Consider the following 14,467-nt stretch of genomic DNA (forward strand, 5'->3'; position numbering starts at 1 on the left):
CACAGGCGGCCCCGGGTTGGCGTCACTGCTGGTTCTGGCCGGTGAGCAGCGGCGTGATCCGGCGCAGCGTCACGCGCCGGTTCTCACGGGAATCGCCCTGCGTCTGCACCTTGGGGTACTGCTCGCCATAGCCCTGCGTCGTCAGATTCTCGGCCGGGATCGCAAAGTCGCGGGTCAGGATCTCGGCGACCGACTGCGCCCGCCGATCCGACAGCGAGAGGTTGTCGACATCGGCGCCGACCGCGTCGGTATGGCCCTCGACCATGAAGACCTCGTTCGGCGCCCGCTCGACCGCCTGGCGCACCGCCTGCGCGATCACCCGAAGGCGCCCGGCCTGGTCAGGCGTGACCGTCCAGGAGCCGGAATCGAAGTTGATCGTGTCGATGTCGACGCTGCGCATATGGGCGCGCAGATCGGGCGAGTAGCGGACCTCGTCGAGCGTGTAGCGGCGCGGCACCGGGGCGACCGGCGGCGCGGTGATCGTCTCATAGATCAGCCGCTCGTCGGCACGCTCGGCATCGACGATATAACGCTCGCGCGGGATGCGCAGCTGGGGCGGCGGCAGCACCACCACCTCCTCGGCGAAGCGGGCCTGGGGCCCGTCGCGGCGGACATTGTCGATCATCACGAATTCGCCGCCGTCGCGCTCGCGCCGCGAGCGGCGGATCAGCCGGCCTTCGGCGTCGGTCACCGTGACGATCTGCGTGCCGTCGGGGCGATTGTAGATCGTCACGTTTTCGTCGCCGCGGCGTTCGCTGCGGGTGTCGAGGCCGAGATCGCGGAAGCGCTGCGTCTCGTCATAGCGGATCACGGCGCGATCATCGTCGCCGCGGATGATGGTGCGGCCGGGCTCGCGGATGATGGTGACGTCGCCTTCGCGACGCTCCTCGCGCTGCTTACGGACATCGTCGAGCCGGTTCGCGCCCTGCGTCGCCATGATGCCGCCGATCGCGGCGGCGCCGAGACCGATCGCAGCCGCGCCACCGAGGCCGATGCCGCCGCGGCGACCCTGGCGATCAGGCGCAGGCTGGCCGGGCACACCTGGCTGCGGCTGGACCTGACCGGGCGCGACACCCGGCTGCGACAGGGCTCCGGGTTGCTGACCGGGCACGGGCGCGGGTTGCGACGGCGCGGTTCCGGGTTGCGACAGGCCCCCCGGCGCGCGGCCGGCATTCGGTGCCGGAGCGGGCTGGCCAGTCGCAGGCTGTCCAGCGCCGAGAGCGCCTTGGCCGGGTGCGGGCTGGGTGGGCGCAGCTTGTCCCGGAGCGGGCTGGCCGGGCTGGCGGCTGAGGCCAGACGGTTGCTGGGGCTGGGCCGGCGCCGGTTGCGCAGGCGCGGTACCGGGTTGCGACAGGGCGCCCGGCGCGCGGCCGGCATTTGGCGCTGTCGACGGCTGGCCGGGCGCGGGCTGGCTCGGAGCGGCCTGCCCGGGCTGGCGGTTCAAGCCGGGCTGTTGCGATGGGGCAGGCTGGGACGGAGCTGTACCGGGTTGCGAAAGCGCGCCCGGCGCACGGCCGGCCGGCGGCGTGCCGGAGGGCTGGCCGGGTGCCGGCTGGCCAGGCTGACCGTTCAAGCTCGGCCGCTGCTGCGACGGGGTCGGCTGGGACGGGGCCGCACCGGGCTGCGACAAGGCGCCCGGCGCGCGGCCACCGCCCGGCGCTGTGGGGGTCTGGCCAGGCTGAGTCTGGCTGCTGCTGCCCGGAGCGGCCTGTCCCGGCGCAGGTCGAGTGGGCGCCGAGGGAGCGGTGGCGGGCGGCTGCCCCGGTGCCGTCTGCGAGGGTGCAGGACGGCGCTGGCCAGTGTCGCCGGACGGCGCTCCCGAAGCGTTAGGCTGGGCCGGTGGCGTGCTCGGCCGGGCGGGCGAGGCCGGCGGTGCGATCTGGCCTGGAGCCGGCCGCTGCGGTTCGCTCGGCGCGGCCGAGGGCGCGCGTGGTGCGCCTTGCGGGGTGGACGGAGAAATCTGCCCGGGCGCGGCTCCCGCAGGCGGCGTCGGACGGCGCGGCTGTTCGGGCTCGGCACGGTTGGCCGGAGGCACGGCCTGCGGCGCGGACGGCGGACGTGGCGCGCTCGGAGCCGCTCCGGCCGGGCGTTCCGGCGCAGCGGGGCGGCCCGCTGGCGGCTGGCCCGGGGCGGGACGGGCACCGGGGCGTTCCTGGCCACCCGGGGTGGGGCGCTCCTGCCCGCCGGGCCGCTGGCGGCGCGGATCAGGCTTCTCGTCATCGCCGGACTGCGCCTGGGCCAGCTGGAGCGATGGAGCGGCGAAACTGCCCTGCGACAACACGATGGCGGGGATGATGGTGCCGATCAGAAGCAGGTTTTTCGTGCGCGTCATGACATCCGTTTCCAGTTGTTCTTCCGGAGATGAACGCCCCGGCGCCCTGAATTCCGAATGAACCGAAAACGGCCGAAATCGGGCACGGTTCCCGCTGACCCTGCGGAAACCGACCGGAAGATCACGCCTGTATCAGAGCCCCGCCTGCGCCTTCACATAGGCCGCGATCTCGGCATGCGTCGCGAACCAGACGTCGCCCTTGGCCTTGGCGTGGCGCACCAGCTCCTCGAGGATCCAGAAGCGGGAGCGATAGGTGATGACATGCGGGTGCATGGTCAGGAGGAAGAGCCCACCCTCGGCGTAAGCGCCGTCGAATTCGCGCTTGAAGATGTCGAACACCGCCTCGGGCGCCGTATAGGGTCGCAGCGCCTGGAAGCGGTTCATGTTGAAGTAGACGGCGTCGTCGCGGATCCACTCGACCGGCAGTTCGACCATGCCGGTCGGCTCGCCCTTCTCGATCAGCTCATAGGGATCGTCATCGGCGAAGAGCGAGGAATCGTAGATCAGGCCGAGCTCGCGCTCGACGGCGAGCGTCACTTCGGAAAAATCCCAGGACGGCGTGCGCATGCCGACCGGCCTGACGCCGGTGATCCTCTCCAGCGTGTCGGCCGAGCGCAGATGCAGCTCGCGCTCCTGGTCGGGCGGCACGGCCGTGTTGACCTCGTGGATCCAGCCATGGAGGCCGATCTCATGGCCCTCGGCAACCACGCGGCGCTGCTCATCGGGATAAAGCAGCGCGGTCACCGCGGGGACGAAGAAGCTCGCCTTGATCTCCTCGCGCGCCAGCATGGAGAGGATGCGCGGCATGCCGGCGCGATTGCCGTACTGGCCCCAGGACAGCCGGCCGACCGATTTGCCGCCATCGCGTAGCTCGTTGGTCTCGTGGTCGACATCGAAGGAGAGCGCCACCGCGCAGCGGGCGCCGCCCGGCCACCGCGTCGGCTTGAGGTTGCGGCCGGCGCGGACCTGCTCGACCTTGCCGCGCCAGGTCTCCTCCGGCCATTGCCAGGGCTTCAGTTCGGTCATGGCGTTCCTCCTAACGTCAGGCCGCCGCTACGGGCAGCACCGGCACGGCCGCGAGCAGCCGCCTGGTGTAGTCATGCTGCGGGTTGTCATAGACCTCGCTTGCCGATCCCTCCTCGACGATGCAGCCGCGATACATCACCGCGACCCGGTCGCAGAGATGCCGAACCACCGAGAGATCGTGCGAGATGAAGATCAGGGTCAGGCCGAGCTCGGCCCTGAGGCGCATCAGCAGGTTGATGATCTGCGCCTGGATCGAGACGTCGAGCGAAGCGACCGGCTCGTCGCAGACGACGAGGTCGGGCTGCATGGCGAGCGCGCGGGCGATGGCGACGCGCTGGCGCTGGCCGCCGGAGAACTGATGCGGATAGCGCTCGGCGAAGGCGGGATCGAGCCCGACCGCGGCGAGCCAGTCGCGGACGTAAGTCGCGGCGCCGGCCTTGCCGATCAGCCCGTGAGCAAGGGGCCCCTCGGCGATGCCGTCGCCGATGCGCATGCGCGGGTTGAGCGAGGCGAACGGGTCCTGGAAGATGGTCTGGATGCGGGTGGTCAGCTTGCGCGGCTCCTGCCCCTCGCTCATCACCGGCCAGCCCTCGAAGCGGACGGTGCCCGATGACGGTGCGTAGATGCCGGCGGCCATGCGCCCGAGCGTCGATTTGCCCGAGCCGGACTCGCCGACCAGCCCAAGCGCTTCGCCGCGCGGCACGACCAGGCTGACCTCGTCGACGGCCATCACGGCCGGCGGCGGCTGCACGAGGCCGAGTCTCTGGCCGAGGCCGCGCAAAGCGCCGGGTCGCGATTCGAAGCGCTTGCTGACGCGATCGGCAATGAAATAAGGCGCGCCAGGCACCGGCGCCGCGACCGCTGCCGCCGGCTTGCGGGCGGGCGGGGAAGCGTCTGGCACACCGCCGCCACGCAGCAGGAATTCGCCGGGTTTGGCGCGCGAGGGCAAAGCGTCGAGCAAAGCGCGGGTATAGGCGTGCTGCGGGCGCGTCAGCACGTCGAGCGTCGGGCCGGCTTCGACGATCTTGCCGAGCCGCATCACCGCGACGTGCTGGGCGATCGAAGCGACGGTGGCAAGGTCGTGGCTGATCCAGATCAGCGCCGTACCGAGCTCCGCGACGAGCTCCTTCATCTCGGCCAGGATCTCGGCCTGGATGGAGACGTCGAGCGCGGTCGTCGGCTCGTCGCAGATGATCAACTTCGGACGATGCAGCAACGCGATCGCGATGGCAACACGCTGGCGCATGCCGCCGGAGAGCTGGTGCGGGTAGAAATCGACCGTCGCCTCCGGCCGCGGAATGCGGACCTGGGCGAGGCCGGCAATGGCGCGCCGGCGGGCCTCGGCGGACGATACTTTTTCGTGCGCCTCGATCGCCAGCCGGATCTGCTCGCCGATGGTCAGGACCGGGTTCAGCGTCATCAGCGGGTCCTGGAAGACCATCGAGACGACGCGGCCGCGAAGCTTGCGCAATTCGTCGGGCGGCAACCCGACGAGTTGATGGCCTTCGAGCTTGACCGAGCCGCCGGCGACGCGGCCGGGCGGATCGATCAGGCCGATGATCGAGAAGCCGGTGACGCTTTTTCCCGAGCCGGATTCGCCGACGAGCCCCATCACCTCGCCGCGGCGCAGCGAGAAGGAGACACCATCGACCGCCTTGACCACGCCCGCGCGGGTGAAGAACTGCGTGGTGAGGTCAGTAACCTCCAGAAGGGGGGCGTTGCTCATGGGCATGCCACCCACGTCATGCTCGGCCTTGTGCCGAGCATCCACGTCTTGAACACCGCTCTCGATCCATGAAGACGTGGATGATCGGGACAAGCCCGACCATGACGGAGAGGGCTCGCTCCCGCCTTCATCGCTTCAGCCTCGGATTGACCTGGTCGCGGATCTGGTCGCCGACCAGGTTGATCGCGACGATCAGCAGGATCAGGGCAAGGCCGGGATAGATCGAGATCCAGTAGCGGCCGGACAGCATGTACTGGAAGCCGTTGGCGATCAGCGAGCCGAGCGAAGGCTCGGTCACCGGCAAGCCGACGCCGAGGAAGGACAGCGTCGCCTCCAGGGCGATGGCGTTGGCGATCTGCACCGTCGCGACCACGATCAGCGGCGGCAGACAGTTCGGCAGAATGTGGCGCCAGATCACCTGCCGGGCCGGCAGCGGCGTCGACAGCGCCGCCTCGACATAGTCCTTGCCGCGCTCGGCCGAGGCAGCGCCATGGGCGGTGCGGGCGAAATAGGCGTATTGCGCTGCGACCAGCGCGGCGATGAGCTGCGCCTTGCCCTGACCGAGCAGTGCCGAGATCACCAGCGCCAGCAGGATCGCCGGGAAGGCCAGCTGCAGGTCGATCACGCGCATGATGAAGGCCTCCCGGCGGCCGCCGAGATAGGCGGCGGCGATGCCGAGCGTGACGCCGATGGCAAAGGCAAAGGCGCCCGCGACCAGCCCCATCTGCAGAGATATGCGCAGGCCATAGAGAATGGCCGAGAGCAGGTCGCGCCCCTGCGCGTCGGTGCCGAGCCAATGGGTATAGCCGCTGGAGCCGACATAGCCGGGGGGCCTGCGCGCATCGGACAGAACGAGATTGGCGAGGTCGTAGGGGTTCTGCGGCGCGATCAGCGGGGCGAGCAGAGCGACGCCGATCATCAGGACGACGACGACGAGCGCCGCGACCGCGATACGGCTCTCCCTGAACTCGCTCCAGAAGCGGGCGATCGGCGTCTCCGTCCGCATCACGACCGTCCCTTCCGCAAGCGCGGGTCGAGCGCGAAATAAGTCAGGTCGACCAGGAAGTTGATCATGATGAAGACGAAGGCGACCAGCATCAGATAGGCGACCATCACCGGCCGGTCGAGCGACTGGATGGAGTCGATGATCAGCTTGCCGATGCCGGGCCAGGAGAAGATCGTCTCGGTGACCACCGCGAAGGCGAGCGTCGAGGCGAATTCCAGGCCGAAGACGGTGACGAGCGGGATCGAGATCAGGCGCAGCACGTGCCGGCGCAGGATGACGCCTTCCGAGATGCCGGCGGCGCGGGCGAATTTCACCGTGTCGGTCAGCATGACCTCGCGCGTGCCGGCGCGGGCCAGGCGGGTCATCAAAGCGAGCTTGAAGAAGGCGAGGTTCAGCGCCGGCAGCAGCAGATGCGAGAGGCCGTTCAGCGTCAGGAAGCTCCATTCGACGCCGAAGAGCGAGGCGGTCTCGCCGCGTCCGCCGGCCGGCAGCCAGGAAAGCTCGACGGCGAAGGTCATGATCAGGACGAGGCCGATCCAGAAGGTCGGCACCGAGAAGCCGAGAATGGACAGTGCCATGATCAGCTTGGAGAAAGGGCTCTCCGGCCGGTAGCCGGCATAGATGCCAGCGGGGATGCCGATCAGCGCCGCGCCGAACACCGCTGCGAGCGTCAATTCCAATGTCGCCGGCAGGCGCGACAGGATCAGCTCCAGCACCGGCATGCCGAAGACGAAGGAGCGGCCGAAATCACCGTGCAGGACACGGCCGAGAAAGGTGAAATACTGTTCCCAGAGCGGCTTATCGAGCCCGTAGCGAGCGATGGTGTCGAGCCTGATGTCCTGGCTGACATCGGGGCCGATCAGCACGTCGATTGGGTTGCCGATGGCGTAGACGCCGACGAAGACCAGCGCCGACATGACCAGCATGACGGCCAGCGCCTGCAGGACGCGCTCGATGATATGGGTCAGCATCGGATAGACATTCGCCGCCCCGGCTTCGCAACCTCCATGCCAAAGAGACGGGTTTTGTGGCCGCTCTCCTGGATCGAGACGGCGGCACTATAGATCATCACGGCCAGCTCTCGACCATCACCGCCCGCGTCTCCTCGACGCCGACGGCCCAGAGCGCCAGCATCTCCTCGTCCGGTCGCTGGTAGCGGCCGTGGAAATTGCCGTCGCCGAGGATCTCGCGCTTCCGCTGCGGGCTGGCGGCCTGGTAGAGCGCGGGATCGAAGGGCGGCTTCACTGCATCCGGCAACGTCACGCCTTCGAGCCGGGTCCAGGGGAAATTCTCCATCCAGGAGGCATGCGAAGCGGCCATGTCGACCGCCCTGACCGCCTTCTGGAAGCGCGGCCCCGCCCACCAATTGTGCATCTTGACGCTGGCATCGGGGCGCTTGCCCATCCACTCGGTCACTGCCGTCATCGCCGGCGCATTGCCGCCATGGCCGTTGACCAGCACGATGCGGCGGAAGCCGGAACGATAGACGCCCTCGAGCAAGTCCTCGAGCAGCGCGATATAGGTGGTCATCCGCAGCGAGATCGTGCCGGGATAGGCGGTGAAGCCCGGCGTCATGCCATAGGCCTGCACCGGGAAGACCGGGATGCCGAGCGGCTCGGCGGCTTCCGCCGCGACGCGCTCGGACAGGATCGCGTCGGTGGCGAGGCTCAAATAGGCGTGTTGCTCGACGCAGCCGAGCGGCAGCACGCAGCGATCGTCACGCTTCGCCTGCTCTTCGATCTGCATCCAGTTCATCCGGGCAACGAGCACGGCACTGATCCTTGCGTTTCGGCGAAACCGAGTCATCCTTGACAGTGCCCCCTGACACCGTCAAGTTCCATATGGAACCAAATAGGATTTCCCAGATGGCCCGAGCCCCGACCTCCCTGTCCAGGCTCGATCCAAGCCGCGAGGCGGCCTTGCGCGAGCTCGATCCGCTGACCGTCACCAAGCTCTGGGACAATCCCTGCTGGCTGTCCTTCCGGCTCAATTTCATCGCCTTCCGCTTCAACGACCCGGTCTATCGCTGGATCGAGACGCGCTACGGGCTGGTCCGGCCGGAATTCGTCGCGCTCTATGCCGTCGGCCTCAAGGGCGGCGTCGCGGCCAAGAACATCGTCTCCTCCTCCGGCCTGCCAAAGAACACCCTCTCGCGAGCTATCCAGAAGCTGCTGCAGCGGCGCCTGCTCAAGCGCGAGACCGATCCGGAGGATCTGCGCAGCTATGTGCTGGCGCTGACGCCGGCAGGACACGCCATCTTCGACGAGACCATGCCGATGATGGTGGGACAGCAAACCGCCATGCTCGCGGCGCTGACCGAGGCCGAGCAGAAGCAACTCTGCGAACTGATGGACAAGATGGTGATCGCCTCGCCGGCGTGGCCCGCCGATCTCGAACCCGAAGGGACCTCCAAATGACCAAGCCTTTGTCGCACCGGTCCCCGCTCTGGCGGACCGCCGCTCTCGCCGCCCTGATCGGCCTGCCGCTCTCCGACGCAGCCATGGCGCAGACGCTGACGATCGGCGTGCGCGCCGGACCTGAATCGATCGATCCGCATTTCACCGCGACCGGCACCCATGCCGAAGCGCTGAAGCATGTCTTCGACACGCTGACCTGGTCGGGCGACAAGCTGCAGATCGAGCCGCGCCTCGCTCTGAGCTGGAAGGCGATCGAGCCCAGCGTCTGGGAGTTCAAGCTGCGCCCGAACGTCAAGTTCCATGACGGCTCCGACTTCACCGCCGAGGACGTCAAGTTCTCGATCGAGCGCATCCCGGTCGTCGCCGGCCCGAACCCGACGACGATCTATGTCCGGCGCGTCAAGGAGGTGAAGATCGTCGATCCGCTCACCGTCCACATCGTCACCGACGGGCCGGCGCCGAACCTGCCGAACGATTTCATCCGCCTGTTCATCGTCTCGCACAAGGCGGCGGCCGGGTTGACCAAGGACAATGCCAACGACGCCTTCAACACCGGCAAGGCGGCGATCGGCACCGGCCCCTACAAGTTCGTCTCGTGGACGCCGAAGGACCAGCTCGTGCTCGAGCGCTTCGACGGCTATTGGGGCGAGAAGGAGCCGTGGCAGCGCGTGCTGCGCAAGGAATTGCCGAACGATGCCGCCCGCGTCGCCCAGCTCAAGGCCGGCCAGGTCGACATCATCGTGCGCGCACCGGCTTCCGACGTGCCGACGCTGCAGCGCGACGCCAAGCTTTCGGTCGCCACCATCGACACGGTCTATGTCTTCAACATGGAACTCGACATGCGGGACAAGTCCCCGCAAGTCAGCGCCAAGGACGGCTCGGCCCTGGCGAAGAACCCGCTGCAAGACGCCAAGGTGCGCGAGGCGATCGACCTTGCCATCGACCGGCCGGCGCTGGCCGAGATCGCGATGGAGGGCCTGGGCGCCCCGGTCAACCAGCTGGTGACGCCGGATATCGCCGGCTACAACAAGAGCCTGCCGCCGCTGAAGCCGGATCTCGCCAAGGCGAAGAAGCTGATGGAGGAGGCCGGCTATCCCAACGGCTTCAAGGTCTCGTTCTCCTTCACCAATGACCGCCTGCCGGGCGACCGCCAAGTCGGCACCTCGATCGCGCAGATGCTGGCGCGCATCGGCATCGACGTGAATGCCAACGCCCAGCCCGGCGCCGTCTTCTTCCCGGCGCGCCTGCGCGGTGAGTTCTCGATGTCGATGTCGGGCTGGGGCACGCTGACGGGCGAGGCGAACTACACCCTCTCCTCGGTGGTGCATTCGAACGACCCGGCCAAGAAGTTAGGGGCCTTCAACGTGCTCAACTACAAGAACGCCGAGCTCGACAAGCTGATCGAGGATGCCGCCGTCGAGATGGACGAGGCCAAGCGAAACGACCTGCTCTCGCAGGCCAACGCTATCGTCGCCAAGGACCGCCCGCGCCTGCCGATCGTCGCCGTCGGCTCGGCCTGGGCCATGCAGAAGTCCAAGGTCACGATCCGCCCGCGCGTCGACGAGGATACGCTGGCGATGGACATCAAGCCGGCGAAGTGAGCCGATCTGAGGCCGTCATGCTCGCCCTTGTGGCGAGCATCCACGTCTTGAACATCGAACTGCCCAGACTAAGACGTGGATGGTCGGGACAAGCCCGACCATGACGGTGCAGCGCACGCTCGCGACAGCCCAATGAAGTCAGGATAACAGACATGACCATCGCCCTCGCCATCCATGGCGGCTGCGGCACCTTGCCCAAGGCCGAGATGACCGACGCCGAATGGGCCGAGGCCAAGGCCCATCTCGCCAAGTCGCTGCGTGCCGGCTGGGCGATCCTCGCCAAAGGCGGTAGCGCCGTCGACGCGGTCGAGGCCGCCGTGCTGGTGATGGAGGATTCCGTCCATTTCAACGCCGGCCATGGCGCCGCCTTTAATGCCGATGGCGAGCATGAGCTCGACGCCTCGATCATGGACGGCTCGACGCTGGCCGCCGGAGCGCTTTGCGCGGTCAAGCGCATCCGCAACCCCGTCAGCGCCGCCAAGGCGCTGATGCATCGCGGCGACCCGCTCTTGCTGACCGGCCCGGCCGGCGATGCCTTCGCCCAGACCGAAGGTCTCGACATGGTCGAGAACGAGTATTTCTCGACCGAAAGGCGGCGCAAGAACCTGGCCTCGATGAAGATCCGCGAGCTCGTCGGCACCGCCGGCGAAGCGAGCGAGGCCGAGAAACACGGCACGGTTGGCGCCGTCGCGCTCGATTCTTACGGCCACCTCGCCGCAGCGACCTCGACCGGCGGCTACACCAACAAGCCGCCGGGCCGCGTCGGCGATTCCCCGATCATCGGCGCCGGCACCTATGCCCGCGACGGCCGCTGCGCGGTGTCGGGCACCGGCAAGGGTGAGTTCTTCATCCGCTACTGCATCGGCCACGAGATCGCGTCGCTGATCGGCTATGCGGGCTTGCCCCTGAAGGAAGCCGCCGACCGTGCCATCGCCGAGCTCACCGCCCACAAGATCGGCGCCGGGCTCGTCGCCGTCGGCGCCGATGGCACGATCGTCGCACCCTATAATTCCGAGGGCATGTATCGCGGCTGGGTGACGCCGGACGGGCTCCTCCATGTCGGAACCCATGCCGATGTCGAGGTGATGGGCCAGGCATGAGCAGCGAACCCATCCTGATCTGGGGCGCCGGCGCGATCGGCGGCACGCTCGGCGCCTATTGGGCGCGTGCCGGGGTGCCGGTGCTGCTGGTCGATATCGTACCCGAGCATGTCGAAGCCTGCCGGACTTCGGGCCTATCGATCACCGGACCGGTCGAGGAGTTCCGGCAGGTCGTGCCGGCGGTGACGCCGCAGGAATTGACCGGCAGCTATTCGCGCATCGTCCTGGCCGTGAAGGCCGGCGCCACCGAGGCTGCGCTCACGGCGCTGAAGCCGCATCTCGCTGGCGACGGGTATGTGCTCTCGGCCCAGAACGGGCTCAACGAGATCACCATCGCCAAGGCGGTCGGCGAACAGCGGACCATGGGCTGCTTCGTCAATTTCGGCGCCGACTGGCATGGGCCGGGCGAGATCCTCTACGGCAACCGCGGCGCCGTTGTCGTCGGCGAGCTCGATGGGGCGATGACCGACCGGGTGCGCGAGATGCACCGACTGCTCGCTCTGTTCGAGCCGGATGCGATCCTGACCGACAACATCTACGGCTATCTCTGGGGCAAGCTCGCCTATGGCGCGATGCTGTTCGGTACCGCCCTGACCAATGATTCGATGTCGGCGAATTTCGCCGATCCGCAGCGGCTGCCGGTCTGGCTGGCGCTCGGGCGCGAGGTCGGTGCGGTCGCAGCGGCGCGCGGCGTCACCTCGCTCGGCTTCGGCGATTTCGACCCCAGCGTGTTCGCGCCGGGTGCGCCGGAAGGTCCGCAGATCGAGACGATCGCCTGGCTCGCCGACTACACTTCGAAGACGGCCAAGACCCATTCCGGCATCTGGCGCGATCTCGCCGTGCGCAAGCGCAAGACCGAGGGCCAGCCGCAGATCGGCATCATCTCGGAACTCGGCCGCGAGGTCGGCGTCGCCACGCCGGCGCTGGAGCTGCTGGTCTCCCTGATCCGGGACATCGAGGATGGCCGCCGCCCGATGTCGTTCGAGACGCTGAAGGTATTGATCGAGCAATGCAGATCCGCTTCGACGGCCGCGTAGCCCTCGTCACCGGCGCCGCCCAGGGCATCGGCCGCGCCATCGCGGCCGCGCTTGTCGAGGCCGGCGCGAAGGTCCACCTCGCCGATCTCGATACCGAAGGTGTCGCCGCCAGTGCAAAGGCGCTCGGCGCGACTGCTCATGTCGCCGATCTCGGCAGCCCGGAGGCTGCACAGGAGCTGGTCGGTACGATACTCAAAGCCGAGGGCCGGCTCGACCTCCTAGTCAACGCGGCCGGCGGCGTGCGCGGCCAGGTCGGCCGGCCGATCGAGGAGATCTCCGAGAGCGACTGGCGCGCCGTCTTCGCCGCCAATGTCGATGCCGCCTTCTTCCTGTCGCAAGCGGCCGCGCCGGCGATGAAGCAGGCGGGATACGGCCGCATCGTCAACATCTCATCCGGCGCCGGCCTGCGACCGAGCCTGACCGGCATCCAGGCCTATGCCAGCGCCAAGCATGCGCTGGTCGGGCTGACCAAGCAGCTCGCCTGGGAATTCGGCCCGCATGGCATCACCGTGAACTCGGTCGCGCCCGGCTTCGTCCGCTCCAACCCGGCGACCGAGCGGCAATGGGAGTCCTACGGTCCGGACGGCCAGAAGCGGCTGATCGAAGGCATCCACACCCGCCGGCTCGGCACGGCCGAGGATATCGCACATGCCAGCCTGTTCTTCCTTTCCGAGCAGGCGGGCTGGGTGACCGGCCAAATCCTCTCGGTCGATGGCGGGCGGTCGTAGGAGATCGAGAGCTCGCGAAGCCCTGCGCGGCACCCCAGCGACGGAGCCTGTTTTTCGACGATTGACAAACTGCGAAACGCAGTCGAAATTTCATACGCATACAAACGAATTTCCACCCTGGCTTGTTGCAGCGCACTGCACTGGCCTAGGGTAGGACATCGCGCAGCGAGGGGCTGTGGTGCGTAAGGCCAGCGATCAACGGGAGAGTCACCGAATGGACCGTCGCCAATTCGTCAGCGGAGCGGCGCTCGGCGCCGTCGCGCTGGCCACGCCGTCGCTGCTGCGCGCGCAAAGCGCGCCGATCAAGATCGGCGAGATCAACAGCTACACCTCGCAGCCAGCCTTCCTGAAGCCCTATCGCCAGGGCTGGGAGCTGGCGCTGGAGCAGGTCAACGCCGCCGGCGGCGTGCTCGGCCGCAAGGTCGAGACGCTGTTCCGCGACGATGCCGGCAAGCCGGAAGATTCAGTGCGCCTCGCCGGCGAGCTGATCAACGCCGAGAAGGTCGACCTGCTCTCGGGCGGCTTTCTCTCCAATGTCGGCCTCGCCATCGCCGACTACGCCCTGCAGAACAAGCGGCTCTATGTCGCCTCCGAGCCGCTCTCGGACGCGATCGTCTGGGCCAAGGGCAACCGCTACACCTTCCGCCTGCGCCCCTCGACCTACATGCAGGCGGCGATGCTGGTCGAGGAAGCGGCCAAGCTCCCGGCGAAGAAATGGGCGATCGTGGCGCCCAACTACGAATACGGCCAGTCGGCCGCCAAATGGTTCAAGGAGCTGTTGAAGAAGGCCAAGCCGGACGTCGAGTTCGTCGCCGAGCAGTTCCCGGCGCTCGGGCGCATCGACGCCGGCGCGACCGTGCAGGCAATCGAGGCGGCCAAGCCCGATGCGATCTTCAACGTCACTTTCGCCGCCGACCTCTCGAACTTCGTCCGCCAGGGCAATACCCGCGGCCTGTTCGAAGGCCGTACGGTCGTCTCGATGCTGACCGGCGAGCCGGAATATCTCGACCCGCTCGGCGCGGAGACGCCGGTCGGCTGGATCGTCACCGGCTATCCGCATGCCGACATCCAGACGCCGGACCACGTCAAGTTCCGCGATGCCTACAAGGCGAAGTACAACGACTATCCGCGCCTCGGCTCGGTGGTCGGCTTCGACACCATGAACGCCATCGCTGCCGGTATCGCCAAGGCGGGCACGACCGAGAACGAAAAGCTCATCGACGCCATGAAGGGGTTGAAGTTCACCTCGGCCTTCGGCCCGGTCGAGTTCCGCGCCTCCGACCACCAGGCGACGCTCGGCGCCTATGTCGGCAAGACCGCGGTCAAGGACGGCAAGGGCGTCATGGTCGACTGGCGCTATGCCGACGGCGCCAAATACCTGCCTTCGGATGCAGAGGTGAAGACGCTTCGCCCGGCGGGCTGAGCGCCAGGCTTCGACCTGATCTAGACTATGGCTGACCCGGCCGCGGCTCTGCGCTGCGGCCGCGGGAGAAT

General features: G+C 67.9%; 12 protein-coding genes. 6 read left to right on the top strand and 6 right to left on the bottom strand.

All coding sequences use genetic code 11. The features are described 5' to 3' along the window. Positions 1–22 precede the first annotated feature (22 nt). From AC3WLC_RS23320 to AC3WLC_RS23345, 6 genes are all read right to left on the bottom strand, one after another. Positions 23–1,111, bottom strand: a complete 1,089-nt coding sequence (locus AC3WLC_RS23320) for an OmpA family protein (protein ID WP_493686299.1) — start codon at positions 1,109–1,111, stop codon at positions 23–25. Between the two features lie 1,353 nt (positions 1,112–2,464). Then, on the bottom strand, positions 2,465–3,358 hold the full coding sequence (locus tag AC3WLC_RS23325) for a polysaccharide deacetylase family protein (RefSeq protein ID WP_493686300.1): 894 nt from the start codon (positions 3,356–3,358) through the stop codon (positions 2,465–2,467). Positions 3,359–3,374: 16 nt separating this feature from the next. Next, positions 3,375–5,084 (bottom strand): dipeptide ABC transporter ATP-binding protein, encoded by a 1,710-nt coding sequence (locus AC3WLC_RS23330; protein WP_493686301.1) that lies wholly within the window; start codon positions 5,082–5,084, stop codon positions 3,375–3,377. Positions 5,085–5,211: 127 nt separating this feature from the next. Next, positions 5,212–6,090: an ABC transporter permease gene (locus AC3WLC_RS23335; RefSeq protein ID WP_493686302.1), complete on the bottom strand. Its 879-nt coding sequence runs from the start codon at positions 6,088–6,090 to the stop codon at positions 5,212–5,214. Further along, positions 6,090–7,061, bottom strand: coding sequence for an ABC transporter permease (locus AC3WLC_RS23340; RefSeq protein WP_493686303.1), 972 nt, complete (start codon positions 7,059–7,061; stop codon positions 6,090–6,092). The genes AC3WLC_RS23335 and AC3WLC_RS23340 overlap by 1 nt, the downstream gene beginning before the upstream one ends. Before the next feature lie 97 nt (positions 7,062–7,158). Further along, positions 7,159–7,860 (bottom strand): creatininase family protein, encoded by a 702-nt coding sequence (locus tag AC3WLC_RS23345; RefSeq protein WP_493686304.1) that lies wholly within the window; start codon positions 7,858–7,860, stop codon positions 7,159–7,161. 95 nt (positions 7,861–7,955) lie between these two features. Here AC3WLC_RS23345 and AC3WLC_RS23350 point away from each other — a divergent pair, with 95 nt between their 5' ends. The 6 genes from AC3WLC_RS23350 (at position 7,956) to AC3WLC_RS23375 (ending at position 14,396) form a co-directional block, all read left to right on the top strand. Continuing rightward, the gene (locus tag AC3WLC_RS23350) at positions 7,956–8,507 is read left to right on the top strand and encodes a MarR family winged helix-turn-helix transcriptional regulator (RefSeq protein WP_493686305.1); all 552 of its coding nucleotides are present in this window, start codon (positions 7,956–7,958) and stop codon (positions 8,505–8,507) included. Further along, complete coding sequence (locus AC3WLC_RS23355) at positions 8,504–10,108, top strand: ABC transporter substrate-binding protein (protein ID WP_493686306.1); 1,605 nt, start codon at positions 8,504–8,506, stop codon at positions 10,106–10,108. Before AC3WLC_RS23350 ends, AC3WLC_RS23355 begins: the two co-directional genes overlap by 4 nt. Positions 10,109–10,260: 152 nt before the next feature. Next, positions 10,261–11,208, top strand: a complete 948-nt coding sequence (locus AC3WLC_RS23360) for an isoaspartyl peptidase/L-asparaginase family protein (protein WP_493686307.1) — start codon at positions 10,261–10,263, stop codon at positions 11,206–11,208. Further along, positions 11,205–12,245, top strand: a complete 1,041-nt coding sequence (locus AC3WLC_RS23365) for a ketopantoate reductase family protein (protein ID WP_493686308.1) — start codon at positions 11,205–11,207, stop codon at positions 12,243–12,245. The genes AC3WLC_RS23360 and AC3WLC_RS23365 overlap by 4 nt, the downstream gene beginning before the upstream one ends. Further along, positions 12,218–12,973, top strand: a complete 756-nt coding sequence (locus tag AC3WLC_RS23370; RefSeq protein ID WP_493686309.1) for an SDR family NAD(P)-dependent oxidoreductase — start codon at positions 12,218–12,220, stop codon at positions 12,971–12,973. The genes AC3WLC_RS23365 and AC3WLC_RS23370 overlap by 28 nt, the downstream gene beginning before the upstream one ends. A 214-nt stretch (positions 12,974–13,187) precedes the next feature. Beyond that, entirely contained in the window at positions 13,188–14,396 is a 1,209-nt protein-coding gene (locus AC3WLC_RS23375) for an ABC transporter substrate-binding protein (protein ID WP_493686310.1), read from the top strand. Positions 14,397–14,467 lie beyond the last annotated feature (71 nt).

This window comes from Allobosea sp. GW821-FHT03A12 (assembly GCF_058986765.1).